Source organism: Mesorhizobium sp. 113-3-3, from assembly GCF_016756495.1.
Taxonomy (GTDB): domain Bacteria; phylum Pseudomonadota; class Alphaproteobacteria; order Rhizobiales; family Rhizobiaceae; genus Mesorhizobium.
Genome location: NZ_AP023243.1, coordinates 2,444,890 through 2,467,256 on the forward strand (window position 1 = coordinate 2,444,890; position 22,367 = coordinate 2,467,256).

Genomic DNA, 22,367 nt, shown 5'->3' on the forward strand with positions numbered 1-22,367 from the left:
TCTTTCAGGCATTATCCCGGGCCCGCGCCGAAAAGTGTTCGACGAGAGCGTCGACGACCACACGGATCTTGGCGCGCCAGATTGCGTGTCACCCGCAGATGGTATGCACGACGAGGTGCCGCAGGCCTTGCAGCATCTAGAAAAAGGGCCGTTCGGCAAGATCGTGATCCGCACGCCCGACCCGGCGTCCGATCATTGCGGCTGCTTCAGCACGCCGATGATTGCCTTGCCGTCGGTGAAAAAGGGATCGCCGCCGCCATTGCGGCCGGTCCTTGTGGCGCCGATGCCCGGCAATTCGCTGGTCGACGCCAGCAGACCGGCTGCGTTGAGGTCGCCGATCAGGAAGTCGCGTTCGGCGTCGATGTCGGGACCGATGTGATGGGTGATGGCGCCGGTGTCGTGGCTGAGGCCGACGCCGCGATCGAAGCTGGCGGCGCCCAGCCAGAGCGGGCGGCCGTCGTCGCCGACCGTATCGGTTTGCCAGAAACGGACGTGGTGGCGCCGGTCGGCGCTGTCGCCGACCGGCTTTTCGAAAGCGAGGTCCTGGGCACGGCCCTCGAACAGCAGCCGGCTCATCGGCGCGTCGGGATAGGGACGGGAAAACAGGACGCTTTCGCCGATGTCGATGGCGGTTCTCAAGGTGACGGCATCGGCTGTGTCCCAGCCGGCGACGGCGAAGGCATGGACCACCTCCTTCTCCGTGCCGACAAGGCCGACATTGATCGGGTCGCCGGGAATGCCTTGCGGCGTGTGCGTCACCATTTCGAAGCGCTGGTCGCGAAAGCCGCGCTCCCGGAATGTCCAGAATTCCGGCGCCGCGACATAGGCAAGCGCGACCCAGGCGCCGAGCAAGGACGCCAGCCAGATCATCGCGCGTCGCCGAAGGCTTCGTTGGCTCATGAGGGAGGCTCGATTCGTGCGGTATCTGTTGCCTGACAGTCCATGGAAATCAATGGCCACCGATGCGCAGCTGGTCTATCGTCGGTCGTCGTTTTTGCACGGGGGCAGGAATGAAGGGGAAACCGGCAGGCCGCGGACCGATGGCGTTGACCGCCGACCTTGTCGCCAGGGTCGAGCGCATCGAACCGGATCCCGGCCCCGAGCCTGGAACAGCCGAGCATACCGACGCGGAGTTCGACGGCCTTGTCGAGCAGCTCTTGTCGCAATACCGGCCCGAAGCGCTGTGGGTGTTTGCCTACGGCTCGCTGATCTGGAATCCTGAATTCGTTCCTGTCGAGCAGCGCCCGGCCACGGCGCCAGGATGGCACCGCTCATTCTGCCTGAAACTGACCCGCTGGCGCGGCACCCGCGAATTGCCGGCGCTGATGCTGGCTCTCGACCGTGGCGGCAGTTGCAACGGCATTGTCTACCGGCTGCCCGTGGAAGATCATTTTGGGCAACTCGGGCAGTTGATGCGCCGCGAGATCGATGCCAATCCGCCAACCAATGTGCCGCGCTGGATCAGGGTCCGGACGAAGGAGGGTCCGCTACGCGCCCTGGCCTTCGTCGCCGCGCCGGACGGCAGGGCCTATGCCGGACGGCTGGCGCCGGAGCAGGTCGCGGATACGCTGGCGCGGGCCGCCGGGCATTGGGGCTCGTCGGCGCAGTATCTGTTCCGGACCGTCAGCAAGCTGGAGGAAAGCGGTATCCACGACCGGAACCTCTGGCGCGTCCAGGATCTGGTGGCACGGCAAATCATCGCCTCCACCGCTGGCGCGGAACCCGCCTGATCATTCGCTACCGGCAGGCGCGGTAGCCGCTCTTGCGGTTCTTGACGTCGAAGTGGAAATGGTTGCGGTGGTCGTAATTGTAGCCGGGCCCAAGCACGGTGGTGAAATACTGGCAGCCATCGGCGCGGACATTGTTGAGGAAGCCGCGGGTGCGGAAGGCGAACAGGCCGGGCTTGCGCACATCGATGTCGTCGCCATTGTTGAGCTCGATGCTCATCACGTCGAGCGCATTGCCCTTGCCGTGCTCGGACAAGACGCCTTCGCCGGCGATGTTGCGGCAGGAATAGCTCGAGCCCTGGTGGATGGTCTTGACGCCGGAGAAGTAGCGCCAACGGGCGGAGGGAACGAGTTCGTTCTTCGTCCAGGCGGCGAAGGTGGCGGCCATGTCGCAGGTCAGCGTCGCGGCGGGCTTCATCTCGACACTGCCGATGGCCGTGACCTTTACAGGATAGTCGATGCCGCACTGGCCTTCATGGATCGGCGCCAGGTCGGTGTAGGCGACATCGAGGCGCTTCAGCTGCTGGCGGCAATCGATTTCGCTGGCCGGTATCTGTTCGACCGGCGACATCGGCTCATCCATACGCGGATAGGCGGCCTGCGTCATGTAGGGATTGGAAGGAACAAGCTTCTGCATGCCCGCATATTGCGGCACGGCCGCGGTTTGCGCGCCGACATCGACCGCCGGCTGCAAGGACAGCACACTGCCGGTGTTGCAGGCCGAAACCGCCGCGAGGGTAAGGCCGGCGGCCAGCAGCATCGCGGGTTTCGATCGGCGCGCGGTGGCGGAAAACACGGCGCGAAATTTGCCGGCCATTGGCGGAATCCTAGTTCGAACCTGATCGCGATCAGGCTCTCACTTTGCCTGACCATGATCTTTTCCGAAAACCGGTTCCCACTTTTCGGGATCATGGTTCGGATATCCGGCATTTTAACGATCAAGGGTAAAGGAAAACTCAGCGCCCGCGTTCACGCCTGCGGCTGAATTGAGGCACACAACCTTTCGGCTTAACTCACTGGCAGAAGGTGCCGCCGTGGCGGCGGGGCTCGAGATCGAGATGGAAGTGCAGCGCGTGGTCGGCGTCGGCGCCCGGTCCGAGCACGGTCTTGAACGGACCGCAGGCGGCCTTGCGCACGGCGTCGAGGAATTTGGCGTCCTTTTCGGGCGGCGCCGGGCCGACCTCGATCTTCGTGCCGTCGGATAGGGTGAAGCTGGCGATGTCGAGCGCGTTGCCGAAGGCGTGCTCCGACAGTTTCCTGGTGCCGTGGCGGGGGCGGCAGACGAAGGCCGAGGCCTGGTTGATCGATTTGAGGTCGGCGCCGAATTCGGCTTTCGCCGCCGGCTGGATGACATTGGCGGCGAACCGCGCCGCCGCTTCGGCCATCGGACAGTTGAGCTCAGTGCCGGGGGCAATGACGATCGACTTGCCGAGGCTCTTCAGCATCAGGGGATAGGGGATCGAGCAGCCGATTTCGGGACTGCTTTCCGCCTTGTGCTCCTCGAATTCGACGCCGAGCGCCTTCAGCCGCTCGCGGCAGGCGACTTCCTCGACGGGCATTTTTTCGCCGGGCCGGTCGGCCGAGCGCGGGTCGGGAAGCATTTTCTCATCGCCGGCATCCGCCGGTTTTGTCGGTGGCGGGGCTATGGCGGGAGGCCCAACCTCTGGTTCCTTGGTGTCGGGCCTTTGTGTCGGGATGGGCACCTCGGCTGGCGGCTCCGGCTCGCTTTCCGTTTCGGGGCCTGACGGCTTGGGAAGTGCCTGCTTTGCCTGACGAGACTTTTCCTCATTGAGCTGGTCGGAGGCGTCCGGGGCCTTCGGACCTTGCGTCTTTTGCTCTTCCGCCGGTGCGGCGTCGGCCTTGGGCGTGTCCGTGGGACGCGGCTCGGGAACCGGAGCATCGGCGGGCGAGGCCTGCTGCTCCTGCGTTTCCTGTGGCGTCTGCTTTGGCGGCTGTTTGCCCCGCGTTCTCACGCGCTGTTTGCCCCTTGGCGGCTGGTCCAGGCGCTGTGTCGACGACTGATCGATCCGAGGGGATAGCGGCTGGTAATGCCGGTGACGATGTCTGGCGTCGGCCGGGGTCGCCAGCAGGACCGCAGCCGCCAGAGGCAGCGCCAAGGTGCAAAGTCGGGAAAAGCTCAGCGTTGCCATCGCTTCGAAACGGCGCCGGCATGCCGAGGTTGCCTGGACGGACACTTTCCCCCGATCACAATCGGTTACCGCCGCGTTACGCGCCGATCGCTTCGAGACCTTCCTCCAGCCAGTCGGCGAGCAACGGCATGCCAAGCAGGTACTTGGCCGTGCGCTTGTTGGCGCGTTCGCGCGCCGCCGTCACGGCATCCACCCATTCCGAGGCGTCGTAGTCGCCGCGGCCGACCCAGGCGAGCGCGACCAGTTCGGCGGCTTCATCGACATTGAGGTCGTCGATCAGCTCGCGCAGTTCTTCCTCGGTCAGGTTTTCCGAACTTTCCTCGGCAAGGCCGTCATGGTGATGATTGTCGTGCGTGTCGCCGTCGAACTCGATCTCGTGTTCTGCCCCGTCGGCATAGTCCTCGTTGACGGCGGCGCTCAGCGCCTTGGCCTTAAGGATGAACAGGCGCACGGTGTCGGGGCCGATCGTAAGGTCCCAGTCCTTTTCAAGCCGCTGCTGCACGGGCCGTCTCCGTCCGTCGTTTGCCGGATGATAGCGGATTTCAGGCATCCGTCACCTGATGTTGTCCCAAACTGCTTTTTTCGGGATGAAACGATCGGCACGCGGCGTTAGTGTTGCATTCTCAACCCTCCAGGAGGCTTCGATGCATAAAAGAGTGCTGATCCAGGCGGCGAGCGCGCTTCTCGCTCTGCAGTTCCTCGCTGTTCCCGCTTTCGCCGCCGGCAGCAGTGGTGGCAGCGACCAGACCGTCACCCAGTGCAAGAAGGGAGAGGTCTGGGACAAGAAGAAGAAAAAGTGCGTCGCACCGCAGGAAGGCATGCTGGACGACGACAGCATCTATGATGCCGGCCATGCGTTGGCGATGGCCGGGCGCTATGACGAGGCGATCTCGGTGCTCACCCTTGCCGCCAACAAGCAGGATCCGCGCATCCTCAACTATCTCGGCTATTCGCACCGCCACTCCGGCCGTGTCACCGTCGGCCTCGGCTATTACGAGGAGGCGTTGCGCATCGACCCGAACTACACGCTGGTGCGCGAATATCTGGGCGAGGCGCATCTGCAGATCGGCGACCTTGCCGGCGCCCAGCAGCAGCTGATGGAAATCGAGAAGCGCACCGGCAAGGGCTCGCGCGAATACGGCATGCTGTCCGAGCAGATCGAGCATTTCATGCGGAGCTGATCAGGCCCCCAAAGATTTACCGAAGCGGCCGCGAGCAATCGCGGCCGTTTTTTCATTGCCTCCTGCCTCGTTGGCCGCCTCCTCTGGTGAAAGCGGGGATGATTTTTGCAAAACCGCTTTTTTGGGCGTGAAAAACCCGCGAAGATTGCTATATTGGGGGAAATTGCGGTGAAACGGTTCCGTTAGCCCGAGGCTGCCGGACCGTTTTCTTTTTGTACCCAACGACAAGGCCTCCCCCGAAACGCGGGGGTGGCGGCAGGAAAGGTCAGGCATCATGAACAAGGTCCCGATGACAGGCGAGGGGTTCGCGTCATTGAAGGAAGAACTGCGTTGGCGCCAGCAGGAAGAGCGGCCACGCATCATCGAGGCGATCTCCGAGGCGCGCTCGCATGGCGACCTGTCCGAAAATGCCGAATACCACGCCGCCAAGGAGGCGCAGAGCCTCAATGAGGGCCGTGTCAACGAGCTTGAGGACCTGATCGCGCGCGCCGAGGTCATCGACGTCACCAAGCTCAGCGGCGACAAGGTCAAGTTCGGCGCCACCGTCGTGCTGGTCGACGAGGACACCGAGGAAAAGAAGACCTACCAGATCGTCGGCGACCAGGAAGCCGACGTGAAGTCCGGCCGCATCTCGATTTCCTCGCCTATCGCGCGCGCTCTGATCGGCAAGGAAGTCGGCGACGCCATCGAGGTCAACGCGCCCGGCGGTGCCAGGGGGTATGAGATCGTCCAGGTGCAGTTCATCTAGGGGATTTGGGGCAGGGCTTGGCCCTGAGTTGCGCCATACCAATCCAAGGTTGGCGCCGCCCCTCATTGCCCTGCCGGACGTTCGTCTTTCGAAAAGCCAAGCAATTGGCTTTTCGTCCGCTACGCGGACCACTCCTCAACTCCCCGTATAGTGACGGGGAGAAAGACGCCTTCATTGACGGTTTCGCTCACTTTTCAACATTGCAAGAAGCCGCGCCGGCGCTGCGCGCAGTTGCCTTCTCCCCGTCACTATACGGAGAGAAGGTGCCGGCAGGCGGATGAGGGGCGGCGCTGGCCTTCCGATTGAATTGATTGAGAAAATCAATTCTTGGCAGCGGTCGCTTGACCAAGTGTCTGGCGCTCCAGCAGCCTCCCCACTTCCGCCATAACGTCAGCAGGCGTCACACGCCCCTCTACCGCTGCCAGTAGTGTCGACGCAAATTCCCCGCGCGGGCCGGTCAAACCCGGCTCCGTCGCCAAGAACACCGCGACCGTCGGCAGGCCGAAGGCGCTGGCGAGATGGGTCAGGCCGGTGTCGGCGCCGATGACCAGGGTCGAGCGGCCGAGGATGGCGGCGATGTCGGCCAGCGGTGATTTTGGCACCACGACCGTGGACGGCACGGCCCTGGCGATGGCTTCGGCGACAGACTTCTCACGCACGTTCGACCATGTGGTGACCGGAACCATGCCGCGCTCGACCAGCAGGCGGGCGGTTCCGATCCAGTCTTCGACAGGCCATTTCTTGTCCTCGCGGCTGGTGCCGTGCAGCAGGAAGGCGGTCTTTCCGGTGATGCCGGCCAGGCCAACGGGTGGCGGCACGATGCCTGAAGCGAGCGTCGACAGATCGGGCTGGTAGCCCAGCGCCAGCCCGAACAGCCGCCTTGTCCGCTCGATGGCGTGCAGGTCGCGCGGCACGCCATAGGTGACGTCGTAGAACAGGGTCGCCGAAGGTTCGCGCGCGCTCGACCGGTCGAAGCCGGCGATCGGTGCGCGCGCCTGCCGCGCCACCAGGGCCGATTTCAACAGGCCCTGTGCGTCGATGACCAGGTCGTAGCGGCTTTCGCGCAATGTACGGCGCAACGCGGCCGCCTCGCGCCAGGTGCCGCCGCTGAACAGCGCCTTGCGCCAGCGCCGGATGGCCACCGTGTGAATCGTGCCGATCGCCGGGTGCAGGGCGACAATGCCGGCAAACGCCTCCTCGACGCACCAGTCGAAGGACACGTCCGGCCGATGCAGGCTGGCGTCCTCGACGGCCGGAAAGGTGTGGATGACATCGCCCATCGACGATGTCTTGACGATCAGGACCTTCATGCCGCGGCCGGAAGTTCCAGCAGCCGCTCCGCCGCCGCCGCGACCTGGCCGACTTGCAACGTCTTCAGGCAGTTGAGATGGCCGAGCGGGCAGACCTTCTGGTGGCAGGGCGAGCAGGAGAGGTGCAGCCAGACCAGCTCGCGCCGCTCCGCCAGCGGTGGCGTGTTCTCGGGCGAGGTCGAGCCGTAGACGGCGACGATCGGCGTGCCGACGCCGGCCGCGACATGCATCAGCCCGCTGTCGTTGGACACCGCCAGCCTTGCCGCGGCGATCAGGTCGATGGCATCCTCCAGCCGCGTCTGGCCGGCGAGGTTGACGACGCCGGGGGCAAGGGCCGCGATCTCGGCGGTGACGTCGCGGTCGTTTTTCGAACCAAACAGCGCGACCTTCAACCCCTTATCCATGAACTCGCGGGCAAGGCCGGCATAGCTTTCGCTCGGCCAGCGCTTGGCCGGGCCGAACTCAGCGCCAGGCATAAGGGCCACGAATTTCTGTGGCGCCAGGCTGAAACGGTCGAGCAGGGCGGCCTGGCTGCCGGCATCCACGGTCAGATGGGGGGCGCGGAAACTGCCGCCCTTGGCGAGGCTGAAATAGGCCTGCGCTGTGCGCCGTTTCACGGCGTCCGGCAGCGGTACGATGTCGGTCAATAGGCCATAGCGCATCTCACGCAGATGGCCGACACGCCGCGGAATGCGGGCAAAGAAGGGGATCAGCGCCGATTTCCAGCTGCCCGGCAGGACATAGGCCATGTCGTAACGGCCGCGCAGCAGGCGGCCGAAGCGGCGGCGAATGGTGAATTCGAGCGCGCCGGGCTTCAGAGGCAAGTCGATCTGCTGGCGGATCTCGGGCATGCGCTTGACCAGCGGTGCCGCCCAGGCCGGCGCCAGCACGTCGATCGCGGCGTTGGGATGGAGTTCCTTCAGCGCCGAGAACAGGCACTGCGCCATCACCATGTCGCCCACCCAGCGTGGGCCGATCACGAGGATCGTTGGGCTTTCAGCCATTCGACATAGTCTCTGACACCGGTTTCGACTGTCCGGAACTGGCCATTATAGCCGGCCGCACGCAAACGGGACATATCAGCTTGGGTAAAACTCTGGTAGCTGCCCTTGAGGTGGTCGGGGAAGGGGATGAATTCGATCTCGCCCTTGCCAATCGTGTCGATGACGGTTTCGGCGATGGCGCGGAAGGGCTGGGCGCGGCCGGTGCCGCAGTTGAAGATGCCGCTCGAGCCGCGCTTCCACAGCCACAGATTGACGTCGGCGACATCGCCGACATGGATGAAATCGCGGCTCTGTTCGCCAGGGCCGAAACCGTCATAGGCGCCGAACAGCTTCGGATTCTCGCCGCGTTCGACCTGGTTGAACAAATGGAAGGCGACCGATGCCATAGCGCCCTTGTGCGCCTCGCGCGGGCCGTAAACGTTGAAGTAGCGCAGGCCCGCGACCTGCGAGTGATCGGTGTCGAAGACCGTGCGCCTGACATAGTCGTCGAAGAGTTTTTTCGAATAGGCATAGACGTTGAGCGGCCGCTCGAGCGCCGGATCCTCGCGAAACTCCGAACCGCCGCCATAGACGGACGCGGAGGAGGCGTAGAGGAAGGGCACGCGCAGCGCCTGGCAGGCATGCAGCAGCCGCTTCGAATAAGCAAAATTCACCTCCATCATGAACTTGCCGTTCCACTCGGTGGTGGTCGAGCAGGCGCCTTGGTGGAACACCGCCTCGATGCGGCCGAGCCCCCCGGCCTCGATGCGTGGCAGGAATTCATCCTTGTCGAGATAGTCGGCTATTTTCAGATCGGCGAGATTGGCGATCTTGTGGCCGTCGGTCAGGTCGTCGACGACCAGGATGTCGTCATGGCCCTCGGCGTTGAGCGCGGCGACGATGTTGGAGCCGATCATGCCGGCGCCGCCCGTGACGATGATCATGAAGGCCTCTGGTTGATTGCGATTCCGGTCCTTATAAGGGAGGCCAGCCGGGCTGTCGACAAAGCAGGCAGTCGCCCGTCTCGTCCTTTTCAAACTTGTCTGTTTTGTCCATTTTGTCTATTATGGGCAAAACGGAGTGCCCAATGAAACACTACCCATCGACCGATCTGAAACAGAATCTCGGTGACGTGCTTGCCGCCGCGAGCCAACAGCCTGTGTCCATCACTCGTCACAACAAGCCGCGATATGTCCTGATGAGCATCGAGGCCTACGAGGCTCGCTTCGGGAGCGACAGCCGCCGAGTCTACGCGGCGGAGGATGCTCCGTCCGAACATGTCGAGATGCTTGAGGAATACGCTGCGGAATTGGACCGTGATTAAACCCGTCGCCGCGGACGTCTGGCGATATCCGTATCTGTGGCATCGCCAGCATGGAGACGGCTAGACCGAAGGCCGCAAGACGCGGCCTGTCGCCTTCGTCGCCGTTCTTCCGGGAAAAGCCGGAGGCACGAACCTTTTTATCCTTGCAATCACCTCCACCCAGCCCGGCCGTGATCGCGTGGCCGTTGGCGTCCCAGAAATTGAACGCCACCGCGCTGGCCTTGACCCTATCCCCCTTTGGGTCATAGTCGACGAGTACAACCACGATATTCTGGAATCGTCGGCCTATTTTGAACCGGGTGCGCGCATCGGTGCTTTCAGTCCGTCATTCCACAGAAAAGTCATGTCGGCTTTCATTGCAGCTGTTCGCGCAGGCCAATCCAAAGCAATCCCACGGGCTGACTGAACGGTCGCAATCGGGCAGGGCAGGATCATGAGGGACAAACATGCCGTCGACTGAACTGCTCATTGCGTTTTTCGCCACCACGGCGATCTTCGCCTACATCCCCGGTCCGGCCATGCTTTATGCGGCGGCGCAGACGGTGGCGCGGGGGCGCTGGTCGGGACTGACGGCGGCACTCGGCATCCATCTCGGCGGCTATGTGCATGTCTTTGCCGCCGCCGCCGGCCTGTCGGTGCTGTTCCATGCCGTGCCGCCGCTCTACATGGCGGTCAAGCTGGTCGGCGCGCTCTATCTGATCTGGCTCGGTGTTTCGCTGTTCCGCAAGCGCGTGGAAGGCGATGTGGCGCTGCCCGCCATCGAACGGAAATCGGCCCGCCGCGCCTTCTTCGAGAGCATCACCGTCGAGGTGCTCAATCCCAAGACGGCGATCTTCTTCATGGCCTTCCTGCCGCAGTTCATCGACGCCTCGGCGACCTTTCCGGTTTGGCTGCAATTCGTCGTTTTGGGAACCATCGTCAATCTGATGTTCTCCTCGGCCGACCTCGTCTGCGTGTTCCTCGCCGGCCTAGTGATCGGCCGGCTGCGGCGTTCGAGCCGGGCGCAGCGGCTGATGCAGCGGGCCGGCGGTGCGGTGCTGGTCGGGCTCGGCGTCCACGTTGCCCTGCAGAAGAGCTGACGCGGCGCCGTTGCGCCGGTTCGAATTGCGGTATATCGGCAGGCATGAACGACCGCCTGTCGGCACCCTATATGTTTCAGCGACTGTTTTTCCCCGCGCGTTGCCAGTGATATGATCAAGCACAATCCGCCTTCTCCCGAACCCCTGCACCGCGCCATTGCCCGCTTTGGCGGCGTCACCGTGCTGGTGGTCGGCGACCTTATCCTCGACCGCTTCGTCAATGGCGTCATCGAGCGGATTTCGCCTGAGGCGCCGATCCCGGTGCTGCATGGGCGTGGCGAGACCTCGGCCATGGGCGGCGCCGGCAATGTCGTGGCCAACATCGTCTCGCTTGGCGCGCGGGCCATTCCGGTTTCGGTGATCGGTATGGACACGGCCGGCGACAGCCTGGTGCGCATGCTCGGCGAGCTTGGCGCCGAGACAGCGGGGCTTTCGCAGCAGCGCGGCCGCATGACCTCCTCGAAGAGCCGCTTCAGCGCGCTCAACCAGCAGGTGCTGCGCTTCGACGAGGAAGAGATCAAGCCACTGGACGAGGCTGAGCGGGCGGAGCTGGTCCGACATTTCCGTGCAGCACTCGCGGGAGCCGACATCGTCATCCTGTCCGATTACGGCAAGGGCATCCTGCTCGATGGCGTCGCCGCCGAGCTGATCGCCATTTGCCGCGAGGCCGGCAAGCCGGTGCTGGTCGATCCCAAGGGCCGCGACTATGCGCGCTATGCCGGCGCGACCGCCATCACCCCCAACCGCAAGGAACTTGGCGAGGCCGTCGGCCACGCGGTGTTCGCCGATGACGAGATCGTCGCGGCCGCGCGGGAGCTGATAGCGGCCCACGGCTTCGACTTTGTCGTCGCCACCCGCAGTGAAAAGGGCATGAGCGTGGTCGGCCCGGATGAGGCGCGCCACATCGCCACCCAGGCACGCGAAGTGTTCGACGTCTCGGGCGCCGGCGATACGGTGATCGCGACCTTCGCGCTGGCGCTCGCGTCGGGCGCCGATCCGGTCGCTGCGGCCTCGATCGCCAATGCCGCCGGCGGCGTCGTGGTGGGAAAACGCGGCACCGCGCGGCTGACGGTCGAGGAGCTTACCGGCGCGCTGTTTCGCTCGCACGGACCGACCGCCCACAAGGATGCCATCCTCGATGCCGCATCGGCCGCGCGCATGGTGGCGGCCTGGAAGGAAGAGGGCCTGAGCGTCGGTTTCACCAATGGCTGTTTCGATATCCTCCATGCCGGTCATGTCAGCCTGCTGCACGCGGCGCGCAGCCAGTGCGACCGGCTGGTGCTCGGCCTGAACAGCGATGCCTCGGTGCGGCGGCTGAAAGGGCAGGGCCGCCCGGTCAACGACCAGCATGACCGCGCCTGCGTGCTTGCCGCGCTCGCCTCGGTCGATGCCGTCGTTGTCTTCGAGGAGGACACGCCGCTGGCGCTGATCGAGGCGCTGCTGCCCGACATCCTGGTCAAGGGCGCGGATTATACGATCGACACCGTGGTCGGCGCCGATGTGGTGCAGAAGGCCGGCGGGCGCGTCGTGCTGGTCGATCTCGTCGCCGGCAAGAGCACCACCGGCACCATCGGCAAATTGCGCGCCGGCTCTACAAGCTGAGGGTTTCATGTCTGAACTGAACGACTATCTGGTCCGCTCGGCGGCCGCGATCACGGCGATGGTCGAGCGCGATTTGACCGGCGAGATGGAGCGGGCGGCGAGCGCCGTGGTGGCGGCACTTTCATCGGGCAAGGCCTTGCTGATCGCCGGCAATGGCGGCTCGGCCAGCGATGCAATCCATATCGCCGGCGAACTGGTCGGCCGCTTCCTCAAGGAGCGCAAGGCCTACAATGTCATCGCGCTGCCGGCCAATGCCGCGGTGCTGACCGCCTGGGGCAATGATTACGGCTTCGACACGGTGTTCTCGCGCCAGGTCGAGGCACATGGGTCGGCCGGCGGCGTGCTTCTGGCGATCTCGACCAGCGGCAATTCGCCGAGCATCCTCGCCGCCGCCGAACAGGCGCGGATGATGGACATGACGGTGATCGGCCTGACCGGCGACACCGGCGGCAAGCTCAAGCCGTTCTGCGATATCCTGCTCAACGTGCCCTCGACCTCGACGCCGATCATCCAGCAGGGGCATCTGTGCCTCTATCATCACCTCTGCGAAGTGGTCGAAGCGCGCCTGTCGAATGGCTGACAAGACGGGGACGCCAAACAAGCTGACCGAGCCGGGCCTGTGGGTCGAGCGCATCGGCGGCCGGGCCCTCCCGCCGCACCTGCCGGCGCTGTTCCTCGACCGCGACGGCACCATCAACGTCGACACCGACTATCCCAGCGATCCGGCCGAAATTGTGCTCAGGCCACAGATGCTGCCGGCGATCGCGGCCGCCAATCGGGCCGGAATCCCGGTTGTCGTGGTCACCAACCAGTCCGGCATCGCGCGCGGCTATTTCGACTGGAGCGCCTTTGCGGCGGTGAATGGCCGCGTGCTTGAGCTGCTGGCCGATCAGGGCGTGTTCGTCGACATGGTGCTCGCCTGCGCCTACCACGAGGCGGGTGTCGGGCCGCTCGCCATATCAGATCATCCGATGCGCAAGCCCAATCCGGGCATGCTGGCCGAGGCGGGCAACCGCCTTGCTCTGGATCTCCAGCGCTCGCTGATCGTCGGCGACAAGCTTGCCGACATGCAGGCTGGAAAGCGCGCCGGTCTCGCACAGGGCTGGCTGGTCGACGGCGAGGCGGCGGTTCAACCCGGCTTCGCCATCAGGCCCCTGCGGGACAGCGGCGACCTCGGTGACCTCATCGCAGCCATTGAAGCGCTCGGCCGGGCCAACCGGTCCTGACCCAGGCCTGAGAGCTCACGCAGGATCGTCCGAGGCCTCGTAGAGTTTTGCCTCGGTGGCGAAGGAATAGATCATCACCGACATCGAGTAGACGAAGCCGTGCCGGCCGCACAGGAAGTAGCGCTTGGCCAGGTAGAATTTCAGGAAGTTGCCGAACGGCGACAGCACCAGCCGCACCAGGCCAGGCTTCTTGCCTTTCTCGACCAGCGTGACGGCCTTGAGGCTGGAATAGGCGTTGGCCCGGGCGAGATCCTCCTCGACCGATATTTCACGGCGATGCAGCAGGACCCCCTCCTGGATCGTCCCGGTCTCGCCAGGCACGTGGAAGGCTTCGTGCACCCGCGCGGTGAGATCGATGGTGGCGCCCTGCCTGCGGAAAAGCCGCATCAGCCTGTTGTGCAGCACCCAGCGGTGCGCGTAGCCGTAGCCCTTCAGCCAGTCACGGCGGCGGATGTACCAGCCGCTGATCTTGTTGTCGGAGCCTTGCGTGATGGCCACGATCGACTGCCGCAGCTGGTCGTCGACGCGCTCATCCGGGTCGATCGAAAGACACCAGGGCTGGGTTGCATGGTCGAGCGAGAATTGCCGCTGGCGGGGGAAACCCGGCCAGTCATTGCGCAGCAGCCTTATCGGGTAGCCCTTGGCGATGTAGCTTTCGACGCATTCGATCGTGCCGTCCGTCGAACCGGAATCGACGATGATGATCTCGGCGCAGAAGTCGATGCTTTCCAGGCACGGGCCGATCATGTCGGCCTCGTTCACGCAGATGATAAGCGCCGAGACCGGGCTTGCAAATCGAGTCATGGTCCCCTTCCCATGGCAGGCCCCCCCAGAGCAACGCTGCTTTCGCCATTTGTTCCCAAAGCAAATCCGCGCGGAAAACCGTTACACACTTTCCCTGGAATTGCTTGAGAAACCAATCAAGCGGTCAGTCAAGCGGCGAAGTCCGGCAGAGCCGTCCAGCCTTGTACATCAGCGTCTGTCGAATACCAACGCGGCGGCGGTGTGGCGAAGGCAGGAATTCGCCGGCGCACGGGCGTTCACCAGGCCTCAGGAGCGCTCGAAGGAAACCAGGCCTTCATCCTTGACCCGGCGGATGGTGAGCGCGGTGCGCACCGTGTCGACGTTCGGCGTCGAGGTCAGCTCCTCGATGACGAAGGTCTGGAAGGTGCCGAGGTCGCTTGCCACGCAGTGCAGCAGGAAATCGGATTCGCCCGAGACCATCCAGGCATCGCGCACGATCGGCCAGCCGCGCGTGCGCTCGGCGAAGGTGCGCAGTTCGGCATCGGCCTGATGGTGCAGGCCGACCAGGCAAAAGGCGACGACATCGAGGCCGAGCGCCGGCGCATTGAGCAGCGCGCGGTAGCCGCGGATGATGCCGGCCTCCTCCAGCCGCTTGACCCGGCGCAGGCAGGGCGGGGCCGAAATGCCGACGCGGTTCGACAGCTCGACATTGGTCATGCGCCCGTCCGCCTGCAGCTCGCGCAGGATCTTCCAGTCGATGGCGTCGAGGTCGGCTTTCAGGGGCATGGCTGTCTCAGCTCGGCGCAAGAATCTTTCGCGATTTTGTAATTAAACGACTTTTGTGTCGGCGCCAGCCCTGATCAACGCGATTTTTGGACGGTAACGAAAGCGGCGATCACGCGAATAACTGCTTGGGCCGAAGCTTTCCGGGGACGACGGCCCGTTCGTCTTGCTGGCGTGGTTGGCAACCCTTACATTAAGCGCGAATTCCACGTCTTTTTCCAAGGCACTGTCCGCCCCGCAGAGGTTCTAGATGACCACCAAGCACGCGCCTGTTCTTATCATCGGTTCCGGTCCGGCCGGCTATACGGCGGCGGTCTATGCCGCACGCGCCATGCTGAAGCCGATGCTGGTCGCCGGCCTGCAGCAGGGCGGCCAGCTGATGATCACCACCGATGTCGAGAACTATCCCGGCTTCGCCGATCCCATCCAGGGGCCGTGGCTGATGGAACAGATGCTCAAGCAGGCCGAACATGTCGGCACCGATATCATCAACGACATCATCACCGAGGTCGACCTCAACGTGCGGCCGTTCCGCGCCAAGGGCGATTCCGGCACCACCTACACCGCCGACGCGCTGATCATTGCCACCGGCGCGCAGGCCAAGTGGCTGGGCATTCCGACCGAGCAGGATTTCATGGGCTTCGGCGTCTCGGCCTGCGCCACCTGTGACGGCTTCTTCTACCGCGGCAAGGATGTCGCGGTGGTCGGCGGCGGCAATTCGGCGGTGGAGGAGGCGCTCTATCTGTCGAACCTCGCCAAGAGCGTCACGGTCATCCACAGGCGCAGCGACTTCCGCGCCGAGCGCATCCTGCGCGAGCGGCTGCTGCAGAAGGACAATGTCCGCGTCATCTGGGACACGGTGGTCGACGAAATCACCGGCCGCCCCGGCAAGGCGCCGCTGCCGCCGTCGGTCGAGGGGCTGAAGCTCAAGCATGCGGTGACCGGCGCCGAAAGCCACCTCAAGGTCGACGGCGTGTTTGTGGCGATCGGCCATGCGCCGGCGGTCGAGCTGTTCGTCGGCAAGCTGAAGCAGAAGCCTAATGGCTACCTGTGGACGGCGCCGGATTCGACCCGCACCGACGTGCCCGGCGTGTTCGCGGCCGGCGACGTGACCGACGATGTCTACCGCCAGGCGGTGACGGCGGCGGGGCTCGGCTGCATGGCGGCACTCGAAGCGGAAAAGTATCTGGCCGGCATCGAGGTGCATCGCGAAGCCGCGGAATAAGGGCCACTTTAAACTGTTAAAAAAACGGCTTAGAAACGCCGTGTAAAAGCCTGATTTTTCATTCAGACGCCAAACAGAACGAGGGGAATCATGGCGTTGGACTGGGACAAGCTACGCGTGTTTCACGCTGCGGCGGAAGCGGGGTCGTTTACGCACGCGGCCGAGACACTGCACCTGTCGCAATCGGCGATCTCGCGGCAGGTCAGCGCGCTCGAGCACGATGTCGGCGTGCCGCTGTTCAACCGCCATGCGCGCGGCCTGGTGCTGACCGAGCAGGGCGAGATGCTGTTCCGCACGGCGCATGACGTGCTGATGAAGCTCGAGACCATCAAGTCGCGCCTGACCGAGACCAAGGATCGGCCCTCCGGCGTGCTCCGCGTGACGACGACCGTCGGCCTCGGCGCCGGCTGGCTGACCGAACGGGTGCAGGAGTTCATCGAACTCTATCCGGAAATCAGCCTGCAGCTGATCCTCGCCAATGAGGAGCTCGACCTCACCATGCGCCAGGCCGATTGCGCCATCCGGCTGCGCCAGCCGCAGCAACCGGACCTGATCCAGCGCCGCCTGTTCACCGTGCATTTCCACCTCTATGCGGCGCCCTCCTATGTCGCCAAGCATGGCAAGCCGGCCTCGGTCTCGGAGTTGAGGAACCACCGCATCGTCACCTTCGGCCTGCCTGTGCCGTCGCATCTGTCGGAGCTGAACTGGCTGGAGACGGTCGGCGATTTCGAGGGCGGCCAGCGCGTGCCGTCGCTGCAGATCAACGACATCCTGTCGATCAAACGCGCGGTGCAGGGCGGCGCCGGCATCGCCATGCTTCCCGACTATGTGATCAACAAGGATTCCGGCCTGGTGCAGCTTTTGCCGGAAACCGAGGTGCCGTCCTTCGACACCTATTTCGCCTATCCCGACGCGATGAAGAACCAAGCCAAACTGCACGTGTTCCGCGACTTCATCATTGCCAAGGCGCGCAGCTGGTCCTTCTAGCCCAAGGCGATCAACGGCAGCAGCGGTGAGCGGCGGCCTATTCGCTCCGCCATGGCGTCAGGCGTGGCAGCCAGCCAGGGACGTTGCGGCGGTAGGTTTCGTAGTCGGCGCCGTAGCGGCTGGCGAGCGTCGGTTCCTCGTAGAGCCTGACGAAGGAGCTCATGACGACAGCGCCGATGACGGCATAGGCGACAAGCGTCCAGCTCGAGAACAGCAGCGCCTGGCCGAGGATGATCGACAGCACGGCGACATACATGGGGTTGCGGACATGGCGGTAGATGCCGCCGATCACCAGTTTCTCCGTCGGCGCTACAGGGGCAGGCGTGCCCAGCCCCTCGAGCGCGAAGCGGGCGAAGGCATGCAGCAGGACGACGGCAGCGGCGACGATGAGGATGCCGCCGGCAGGAACGAAGCCCGGCACCGTGGACCACGGCAAGCCCCAGCGATCGCTGAGCAGCCAGGGGACAAGTCCGGCAACCACACCTGGCGCTGCGATCAGGAAAATGCCGCTGCCGGCAATCGCTGAAAAAGGACGCATTGGCTGTTTCCCGCCTGGCTGCCTCAGAATTGAACGGCCACTGCCTGATTCCAGGTCATCAGGCGGTTTCCGGCTTTTGAGAGCAAAATCGGCCGGGAATGACGTTTTCATGACGACAATGACCCAGTCGCGTGCCCAATTTCGGCGATTTTGCTGGTCCTATTGGCTCTCTGAATGGGTTAGACCACAGCCTGCGTCTTTTTGCATGCGTGTGTTGCAAAATAGATGCTTGTTTCTTGGGCATGAAGAGCAGATATATAGATCATCTCCTGGGCGCGTTCTCCTCCCATTAGCGCCCTCGAGTGTTCCCCTCTGGAGGTTAGCCTTAACAGGCACTTCCAATCAAACTCAGCCGGATCTTCACTGATCCGGCTTTTTTGTTGCCCGGATCCTGCCTGGATGGCTGAGAATTTCACGAGAATTGCCACGTAACAGTGTCATGTAACCTCTGGTAACATGACAACGCTGCCTTCCGCTGCTATGAAGAGCACAGGACGCGGTGTGGTTCGGACGGGAGATGGGGGCATCACTCGTACGGCCCGGGCTCAGGCGGCTACCGCGTCCGAACCTATTCCCGCCGAAAGCGGCGCCCGTACATGCGGCGGACCTGCCGTTTCCCCTCCCAAGAAAACGGTCCGCAAACAAAACGACGTCCGGCTCCCCGGGCGTCGTTTTTGGTGTTTGTGGACGTTGTCAGTCCAAGCCGCGCTTTGCTTTTGACGCGACATGCATTGCTGCTGCCGCGTCATGGACTTCGACAATCCTCAACGTTGGCGCCGCCTCTCACTGTCCTGCCGGACATCTCTCCCCGTGAACGGGGAGAGAGTGGCTAATCGGCGAAATCAGGCAGCCTTGCCGTTGGTATTCATCGCTTCGTCGGCGAGGCGACCCGTGAGTTCGGCCATATGGTCGAAGGCGGCGCGATAGCTGGCGACGCCCGCGGTCGCCGAGCGCAGTTCGATGATCAGATCGCCGATCTCGGCCTGCGGCATGGTCGCCTCGACGACATCCCATCCGGGCCATCCCGGCCGCGCGTCATAGCCGAGGATCTGGCCGCGCCGCTGCGGGATCAGCGCGATGATCTTCGATGTCGCGTCGGATGGCGTGACGATCTCGACCTTCATAACCGGCTCCAGCAGCACCGGCGAGCAGGCGGCCATACCTTCCTTCATGGCGAGCTTGGCCGCCATCTGGAAGGCCATGTCGGAGGAATCGACCGCATGGTAGGAGCCGTCCGACAGGTTGACGGCGACGTCGACGACGGGGAAGCCGAGCGGGCCGGTCTTCAGGTAATCGCGTATGCCTGTCTCGACCGACTGGATGTAGGTCTTCGGCACGACGCCGCCGGTGATGGTGTCGGTGAACTGGAAGCCGGAGCCGCGCGGCAGCGGCTTGATCTCGATCACCACATCGCCGAACTGGCCATGGCCGCCCGACTGCTTCTTGTGGCGGCCGCGCTGCTGCGCCGATTTGCGGATCGTCTCGCGATAGGGCACCGCGGGCGCGTGGCCTTCGACCGGGATCTGGTTCTTGCCCTCCAGCCGCTCGCGCACGACCCGCAGATGCATTTCGCCATGGCCCGACAGCACCGTCTCAGCCGAGTCCTGGTTGTGGCGCAGGCTGAGCGAGGGATCTTCCTCGGCCAGCCGCTGGATGGCGGCCGACATCTTGACCTCGTCCTTGCGTTCCTTTGGCCTGAGCGCGAAGGCGAAGACCGGCTGCGGCGGCTCGAACGTGAACAGCTGTTTGGTGCCGCCCTTGGCCGAGGTCAGCGTCTGGCCGGTCTTGACGTCGTCCAGCTTGCCGAGCGCCACTGTGTCGCCGGCCTTGGCGGTGGCGAGCTTGAACTGGTCCTTGCCGAGCATCTTGTAGATGCCGGAAACCTTGGCGGTGTCGCCGCCGGGCAGCCAGAGCTCGGAGCCATCGGCGACCTGGCCGGACAGGATGCGCGACACCGACAGCTTGCCGCCATGCGGCGTGTGGATGGTCTTCATCACCTGCACCACGGTGGCGCCGCCGTCCGGGGCGCCAAGCCGCTTGCGGGTCGCCTCGATGTCGGGCGCGTCGTGGCGGATCGCCTTCAAGAGGCGCAGCACGCCGTTGCCCTTCTCGGCGGTGCCGATCAGCACCGGCGTCACCACGCCTTCGCGCAGATCGGCGGCGAGGTCGTCGAAGATCGCGTCCTTCGGCGGCTCGATTTCCTCGAGCAGCTGTTCCATCAGCTGGTCGTCATGGTCGGCCAGGGTTTCCAGCATCGAGAAGCGCGCTTCCAGTTCGCGCGCCTTGTCGTCGCCCGGTATCTCAGCCACCTCGCTTTCGGCATATTCGCGGTAGATGTAGGCGCGCTCCAGCGCCAGATCGATCGAGCCGATGACGACGCCGTCCTTGCGCAGCGGAATCTGGCGCAGCAGGAGCGGCACAGAGCTTGCCGGCTGCAGCATCTTCAGCGTGTCGCGCACGCCCGCAATCGCCTTGTCGACCTTGTTGAGGAACAGGATGCGCGGCACGCCGAGATCGTCGAGCTTGCGCATGATGAGCTGCAGGGCAGGGATCTTCTTTTCGTCGGCCTCGGCCACGACCACCGCGAGGTCGCAGGCGGCCAGCACCGGCTCGGCCTCGAAGGAGAATTCGATCGAGCCGGGACAATCGACGAAGGTGATCTGCTCGCCCATGAATTCGGTGGTGGCGATCGTCGCCTCGACGCTCATGGCGTGCGCGCGCGCTTCCGGCGAATGGTCTGAAACAGTGCTGCCTGATGAAACGGGATTTTGTCGGGGGATGGCGCCCGTACGGGCCAATATGGCTTCGAGAAGTGTCGTCTTACCGCTTGCAAAGGGACCGACTATGGCAATGCATTTCGGTCCCGTGCGTCGTCCTCCGGCGCGAGTACCCATGGCTGACCTCCACTCAGGCGTTTCCCTAGGGACCGACTGCTTGCATGGTTCAGGCGTGGTCAATCGGTCCTGAGCGGCGGCCGGCCTGTTCGACCGTCGCGGGCGGGGTTCTTTTCCTGTTGCCACCTGCCCTGAAGCATCGTCCCACTTGTTTGCCGGCAGGGCAAGGAAAATAGAAATCCGCTGCCGTGCGGTGTCCTCAGGCGCTCAGCGCCAGGGGTCCGGCATCGATGGCCTGCAAGGGCGCCACCTTGTCGCGCGGCGCCGGCATGCCGAAGAAGTAGCCCTGGAAACGGTTGCAGCCGGCGGCCTTGGCCAGCGCGAACTCCTCCTGCGTCTCCACGCCTTCCGCAACGATGGTGACGTCCTGGATGCGCGCGATCTGCGCGAGCGCCGACACGAAGATCTGCGCCACCTGATCGTGGGCGAGACTGCGTATGTAGGAACGGTCGATCTTGATGCTGTCGATGGGCAGGGTTTTCAGATAGTTGAAGCCGCAATGGCCGGTGCCGAAATCGTCGAGCGCGATGTGGAAGCCGAGACCGCGCAACGCTTCGAGGCGCCGCAGGATTTCCGGCGTGGCGGCGGTCGCCACGGTCTCGGTGATCTCGATGATGAACTGTGTCGCCGAGCGGCCGGTTTCCTTCAGCACGCGGTCACACATGGTGACGATCTCGTCGCGCTTCAGCTGCTCGCCGGAAACATTGATGGAGATGCGGCGCCCGGGGAAATGGCCGACATCGGCGCAAGCCCGCTTGAACACCCATTCGCCCAGCATGTCGATCAGGGTCGAGCGTTCGGCGATGGGGATGAACTCGGCCGGCGAGATCAGCCCGCGAACCGGATGACGCCAGCGGATCAGGCCTTCGAGAGCACAGGTGGACCCGTCCGGATTGACGATCGGCTGGTAGTGCAGCTCGAGTTCGCCCAGATAGACCGCGGCGCGCAACTCCCGCTCGACCAGGCGCCGGTAGCGCTTGTCGGACAGCATCTCCTCGTCGAACACGGTGACGCGGCCACGACCGGCGGCCTTGCTTTCATAGAGCGCCAGGTCGGCGACCAGCATCAACTCCGCCGTGTTGGAGGCATGGATTGGCGCCAGCGCCACGCCGACCGAGATGGAGAGCGGAATGGTCTTGCCTTCATGCGATTTGCCGGCGCGCATCGTATCGAGCAATTGCCTGATGTCCTTGTTGATGACGCCGAGGTCGCCATGCGGAATGATGACGCCGAATTCGTCGCCGCCCAGCCGCCCGACCATGCCGCCGGCAAAGACGCGTTCCGACGTCTTGACCAGGTGCACCAGAGCGAGGTCGCCGAACTGGTGCCCGAACGTGTCGTTGAGCTGCTTGAAGTGATCGACGTCGATCAACAGCAAAGTCGCCTCGCGCCGGTCGCGCATCGTGCCCAGGCTGTCGCCCAGCGCTTCGAGGAAGTAGCGCCTGGTCATCGCCCCGGTCATGGCGTCCCTGGTCAGGAAATGATGTTTCTCCGCTTCGGCCGCCGCTGCCGAGCGCAAGCGATGGACGATGCTGCTGCGCATGTACATCAGCGCCAGCAAGGCAAGGCCGGTGGCCAGGGTCGAGACGGCGAAGGCGACGCCCGAAGGCAGGTTGTGCGAGATGTCGAAAGCGCCGAGCGCGGCCGCGCCGATGCTGAGCACAAGCAGGGCCTGGATGCCGCGATAGATCCGGCCGCTATGGTCCTTGATCGTCGCCAGTATGCTCATCCGCCGGCCCCCGCAATGCGGGCTCACGGCTAGTGGCGAGCCGTTAAGAAGACATTGAATTCGCCGTTGTTTCGCCCCGTGCCGTCATGCGCGAAAGGTTCATGGTTAAGAAGAGAAAACCGGTTCTTCCGCCAGGC

At 64.2% G+C, this 22,367-nt stretch carries 23 protein-coding genes; 10 read left to right on the forward strand and 13 right to left on the reverse strand.

Annotation, left to right across the window (positions count from 1 at the left end):
* Positions 1-192: 192 nt before the first annotated feature.
* Complete coding sequence (locus JG746_RS11860) at positions 193-900, reverse strand: LssY C-terminal domain-containing protein (RefSeq protein ID WP_202358294.1); 708 nt, start codon at positions 898-900, stop codon at positions 193-195.
* Positions 901-1,010: 110 nt separating this feature from the next.
* Between JG746_RS11860 and JG746_RS11865 the strand changes: the two genes are divergently transcribed.
* Positions 1,011-1,730 carry a gamma-glutamylcyclotransferase gene (locus JG746_RS11865; protein ID WP_202358295.1) on the forward strand — a complete coding sequence of 240 codons (720 nt, stop codon included), beginning with the start codon at positions 1,011-1,013 and terminating at the stop codon, positions 1,728-1,730.
* Between the two features lie 7 nt (positions 1,731-1,737).
* Here the strand turns inward: JG746_RS11865 and JG746_RS11870 are convergent, their stop codons facing one another.
* From JG746_RS11870 to JG746_RS11880, 3 genes are all read right to left on the reverse strand, one after another.
* A complete protein-coding gene (locus JG746_RS11870; protein WP_202358296.1) occupies positions 1,738-2,544 on the reverse strand; it encodes an extensin-like domain-containing protein in 807 nt (268 codons plus the stop codon).
* A 196-nt stretch (positions 2,545-2,740) separates the two neighbouring features.
* On the reverse strand, positions 2,741-3,754 hold the full coding sequence (locus JG746_RS11875) for an extensin-like domain-containing protein (RefSeq protein WP_202359327.1): 1,014 nt from the start codon (positions 3,752-3,754) through the stop codon (positions 2,741-2,743).
* A gap of 199 nt (positions 3,755-3,953) precedes the next feature.
* A complete protein-coding gene (locus JG746_RS11880) occupies positions 3,954-4,379 on the reverse strand; it encodes a DUF3775 domain-containing protein (RefSeq protein ID WP_202358297.1) in 426 nt (141 codons plus the stop codon).
* 142 nt (positions 4,380-4,521) lie between these two features.
* On the opposite strand from JG746_RS11880, the gene JG746_RS11885 reads away from it, so the two are divergent.
* Positions 4,522-5,058 (forward strand): tetratricopeptide repeat protein, encoded by a 537-nt coding sequence (locus tag JG746_RS11885; protein WP_202358298.1) that lies wholly within the window; start codon positions 4,522-4,524, stop codon positions 5,056-5,058.
* Here the strand turns inward: JG746_RS11885 and JG746_RS11890 are convergent, their stop codons facing one another.
* On the reverse strand, positions 5,059-5,334 hold the full coding sequence (locus JG746_RS11890; RefSeq protein WP_202358299.1) for a hypothetical protein: 276 nt from the start codon (positions 5,332-5,334) through the stop codon (positions 5,059-5,061). It abuts the gene before it with no gap.
* Here JG746_RS11890 and greA point away from each other — a divergent pair.
* A complete protein-coding gene (gene greA, locus JG746_RS11895; protein WP_008877613.1) occupies positions 5,333-5,806 on the forward strand; it encodes a transcription elongation factor GreA in 474 nt (157 codons plus the stop codon). The two genes, JG746_RS11890 and greA, sit on opposite strands and share 2 nt — an antisense overlap.
* 320 nt (positions 5,807-6,126) lie before the next feature.
* Here the strand turns inward: greA and waaC are convergent, their stop codons facing one another.
* The 3 genes from waaC to rfaD are packed head-to-tail and all read right to left on the reverse strand — an operon-like array spanning position 6,127 to position 9,043.
* Positions 6,127-7,116, reverse strand: coding sequence for a lipopolysaccharide heptosyltransferase I (gene waaC, locus JG746_RS11900; RefSeq protein ID WP_202358300.1), 990 nt, complete (start codon positions 7,114-7,116; stop codon positions 6,127-6,129).
* Positions 7,113-8,120 (reverse strand): lipopolysaccharide heptosyltransferase II, encoded by a 1,008-nt coding sequence (gene waaF, locus JG746_RS11905; RefSeq protein WP_202358301.1) that lies wholly within the window; start codon positions 8,118-8,120, stop codon positions 7,113-7,115. The genes waaC and waaF overlap by 4 nt, the downstream gene beginning before the upstream one ends.
* Positions 8,093-9,043: an ADP-glyceromanno-heptose 6-epimerase gene (gene rfaD, locus JG746_RS11910; RefSeq protein ID WP_202358302.1), complete on the reverse strand. Its 951-nt coding sequence runs from the start codon at positions 9,041-9,043 to the stop codon at positions 8,093-8,095. The genes waaF and rfaD overlap by 28 nt, the downstream gene beginning before the upstream one ends.
* Positions 9,044-9,186: 143 nt before the next feature.
* On the opposite strand from rfaD, the gene JG746_RS11915 reads away from it, so the two are divergent.
* From JG746_RS11915 to gmhB, 5 genes are all read left to right on the forward strand, one after another.
* Positions 9,187-9,423, forward strand: a complete 237-nt coding sequence (locus tag JG746_RS11915) for a type II toxin-antitoxin system Phd/YefM family antitoxin (RefSeq protein ID WP_202358303.1) — start codon at positions 9,187-9,189, stop codon at positions 9,421-9,423.
* 446 nt (positions 9,424-9,869) lie between these two features.
* On the forward strand, positions 9,870-10,502 hold the full coding sequence (locus tag JG746_RS11920) for a LysE family translocator (protein WP_202358304.1): 633 nt from the start codon (positions 9,870-9,872) through the stop codon (positions 10,500-10,502).
* Between the two features lie 111 nt (positions 10,503-10,613).
* The gene (rfaE1, locus tag JG746_RS11925; protein WP_202358305.1) at positions 10,614-12,104 is read left to right on the forward strand and encodes a D-glycero-beta-D-manno-heptose-7-phosphate kinase; all 1,491 of its coding nucleotides are present in this window, start codon (positions 10,614-10,616) and stop codon (positions 12,102-12,104) included.
* A 7-nt stretch (positions 12,105-12,111) separates the two neighbouring features.
* Complete coding sequence (locus tag JG746_RS11930; protein ID WP_202358306.1) at positions 12,112-12,684, forward strand: D-sedoheptulose-7-phosphate isomerase; 573 nt, start codon at positions 12,112-12,114, stop codon at positions 12,682-12,684.
* Complete coding sequence (gene gmhB, locus JG746_RS11935; protein WP_202358307.1) at positions 12,677-13,330, forward strand: D-glycero-beta-D-manno-heptose 1,7-bisphosphate 7-phosphatase; 654 nt, start codon at positions 12,677-12,679, stop codon at positions 13,328-13,330. The genes JG746_RS11930 and gmhB overlap by 8 nt, the downstream gene beginning before the upstream one ends.
* A 15-nt stretch (positions 13,331-13,345) precedes the next feature.
* On the opposite strand, the gene JG746_RS11940 is transcribed toward gmhB, so the two are convergent.
* On the reverse strand, positions 13,346-14,134 hold the full coding sequence (locus JG746_RS11940) for a glycosyltransferase family 2 protein (RefSeq protein ID WP_202358308.1): 789 nt from the start codon (positions 14,132-14,134) through the stop codon (positions 13,346-13,348).
* Between the two features lie 246 nt (positions 14,135-14,380).
* On the reverse strand, positions 14,381-14,860 hold the full coding sequence (locus JG746_RS11945; protein ID WP_202358309.1) for an Lrp/AsnC family transcriptional regulator: 480 nt from the start codon (positions 14,858-14,860) through the stop codon (positions 14,381-14,383).
* Between the two features lie 247 nt (positions 14,861-15,107).
* Here JG746_RS11945 and trxB point away from each other — a divergent pair, with 247 nt between their 5' ends.
* Both trxB and JG746_RS11955 read left to right on the forward strand, forming a co-directional pair.
* Positions 15,108-16,082 (forward strand): thioredoxin-disulfide reductase, encoded by a 975-nt coding sequence (gene trxB, locus JG746_RS11950; RefSeq protein ID WP_202358310.1) that lies wholly within the window; start codon positions 15,108-15,110, stop codon positions 16,080-16,082.
* 90 nt (positions 16,083-16,172) lie between these two features.
* Positions 16,173-17,069 carry a LysR family transcriptional regulator gene (locus JG746_RS11955; protein WP_010911008.1) on the forward strand — a complete coding sequence of 299 codons (897 nt, stop codon included), beginning with the start codon at positions 16,173-16,175 and terminating at the stop codon, positions 17,067-17,069.
* A gap of 37 nt (positions 17,070-17,106) precedes the next feature.
* Here the strand turns inward: JG746_RS11955 and JG746_RS11960 are convergent, their stop codons facing one another.
* The 3 genes from JG746_RS11960 to JG746_RS11970 all read right to left on the reverse strand — a co-directional run bounded on the left by JG746_RS11960 (position 17,107) and on the right by JG746_RS11970 (position 22,230).
* On the reverse strand, positions 17,107-17,607 hold the full coding sequence (locus JG746_RS11960) for a methyltransferase family protein (RefSeq protein WP_202358311.1): 501 nt from the start codon (positions 17,605-17,607) through the stop codon (positions 17,107-17,109).
* 842 nt (positions 17,608-18,449) lie between these two features.
* Positions 18,450-20,501 carry an elongation factor G gene (locus tag JG746_RS11965; RefSeq protein ID WP_202358312.1) on the reverse strand — a complete coding sequence of 684 codons (2,052 nt, stop codon included), beginning with the start codon at positions 20,499-20,501 and terminating at the stop codon, positions 18,450-18,452.
* A gap of 199 nt (positions 20,502-20,700) precedes the next feature.
* On the reverse strand, positions 20,701-22,230 hold the full coding sequence (locus JG746_RS11970; RefSeq protein ID WP_202358313.1) for a putative bifunctional diguanylate cyclase/phosphodiesterase: 1,530 nt from the start codon (positions 22,228-22,230) through the stop codon (positions 20,701-20,703).
* Positions 22,231-22,367 lie beyond the last annotated feature (137 nt).

Excerpts from the sequence above, each read along its gene's own strand:
- JG746_RS11920 (WP_202358304.1), top strand. The coding sequence starts at position 9,870 with ATGCCGTCGACTGAACTGCTCATTGCGTTTTTCGCCACCACGGCGATC.
- JG746_RS11870 (WP_202358296.1), bottom strand. The coding sequence starts at position 2,544 with ATGGCCGGCAAATTTCGCGCCGTGTTTTCCGCCACCGCGCGCCGATCG.
- JG746_RS11960 (WP_202358311.1), bottom strand. The coding sequence starts at position 17,607 with ATGCGTCCTTTTTCAGCGATTGCCGGCAGCGGCATTTTCCTGATCGCA.
- JG746_RS11940 (WP_202358308.1), bottom strand. The coding sequence starts at position 14,134 with ATGACTCGATTTGCAAGCCCGGTCTCGGCGCTTATCATCTGCGTGAAC.
- gmhB (WP_202358307.1), top strand. The coding sequence starts at position 12,677 with ATGGCTGACAAGACGGGGACGCCAAACAAGCTGACCGAGCCGGGCCTG.
- JG746_RS11965 (WP_202358312.1), bottom strand. The coding sequence starts at position 20,501 with ATGGGTACTCGCGCCGGAGGACGACGCACGGGACCGAAATGCATTGCC.
- trxB (WP_202358310.1), top strand. The coding sequence starts at position 15,108 with ATGACCACCAAGCACGCGCCTGTTCTTATCATCGGTTCCGGTCCGGCC.
- rfaD (WP_202358302.1), bottom strand. The coding sequence starts at position 9,043 with ATGATCATCGTCACGGGCGGCGCCGGCATGATCGGCTCCAACATCGTC.
- JG746_RS11890 (WP_202358299.1), bottom strand. The coding sequence starts at position 5,334 with ATGATGCCTGACCTTTCCTGCCGCCACCCCCGCGTTTCGGGGGAGGCC.
- JG746_RS11930 (WP_202358306.1), top strand. The coding sequence starts at position 12,112 with ATGTCTGAACTGAACGACTATCTGGTCCGCTCGGCGGCCGCGATCACG.
- greA (WP_008877613.1), top strand. The coding sequence starts at position 5,333 with ATGAACAAGGTCCCGATGACAGGCGAGGGGTTCGCGTCATTGAAGGAA.
- waaC (WP_202358300.1), bottom strand. The coding sequence starts at position 7,116 with ATGAAGGTCCTGATCGTCAAGACATCGTCGATGGGCGATGTCATCCAC.
- JG746_RS11945 (WP_202358309.1), bottom strand. The coding sequence starts at position 14,860 with ATGCCCCTGAAAGCCGACCTCGACGCCATCGACTGGAAGATCCTGCGC.
- JG746_RS11885 (WP_202358298.1), top strand. The coding sequence starts at position 4,522 with ATGCATAAAAGAGTGCTGATCCAGGCGGCGAGCGCGCTTCTCGCTCTG.
- JG746_RS11955 (WP_010911008.1), top strand. The coding sequence starts at position 16,173 with ATGGCGTTGGACTGGGACAAGCTACGCGTGTTTCACGCTGCGGCGGAA.
- JG746_RS11915 (WP_202358303.1), top strand. The coding sequence starts at position 9,187 with ATGAAACACTACCCATCGACCGATCTGAAACAGAATCTCGGTGACGTG.
- rfaE1 (WP_202358305.1), top strand. The coding sequence starts at position 10,614 with ATGATCAAGCACAATCCGCCTTCTCCCGAACCCCTGCACCGCGCCATT.
- waaF (WP_202358301.1), bottom strand. The coding sequence starts at position 8,120 with ATGGCTGAAAGCCCAACGATCCTCGTGATCGGCCCACGCTGGGTGGGC.
- JG746_RS11865 (WP_202358295.1), top strand. The coding sequence starts at position 1,011 with ATGAAGGGGAAACCGGCAGGCCGCGGACCGATGGCGTTGACCGCCGAC.
- JG746_RS11970 (WP_202358313.1), bottom strand. The coding sequence starts at position 22,230 with ATGAGCATACTGGCGACGATCAAGGACCATAGCGGCCGGATCTATCGC.
- JG746_RS11860 (WP_202358294.1), bottom strand. The coding sequence starts at position 900 with ATGAGCCAACGAAGCCTTCGGCGACGCGCGATGATCTGGCTGGCGTCC.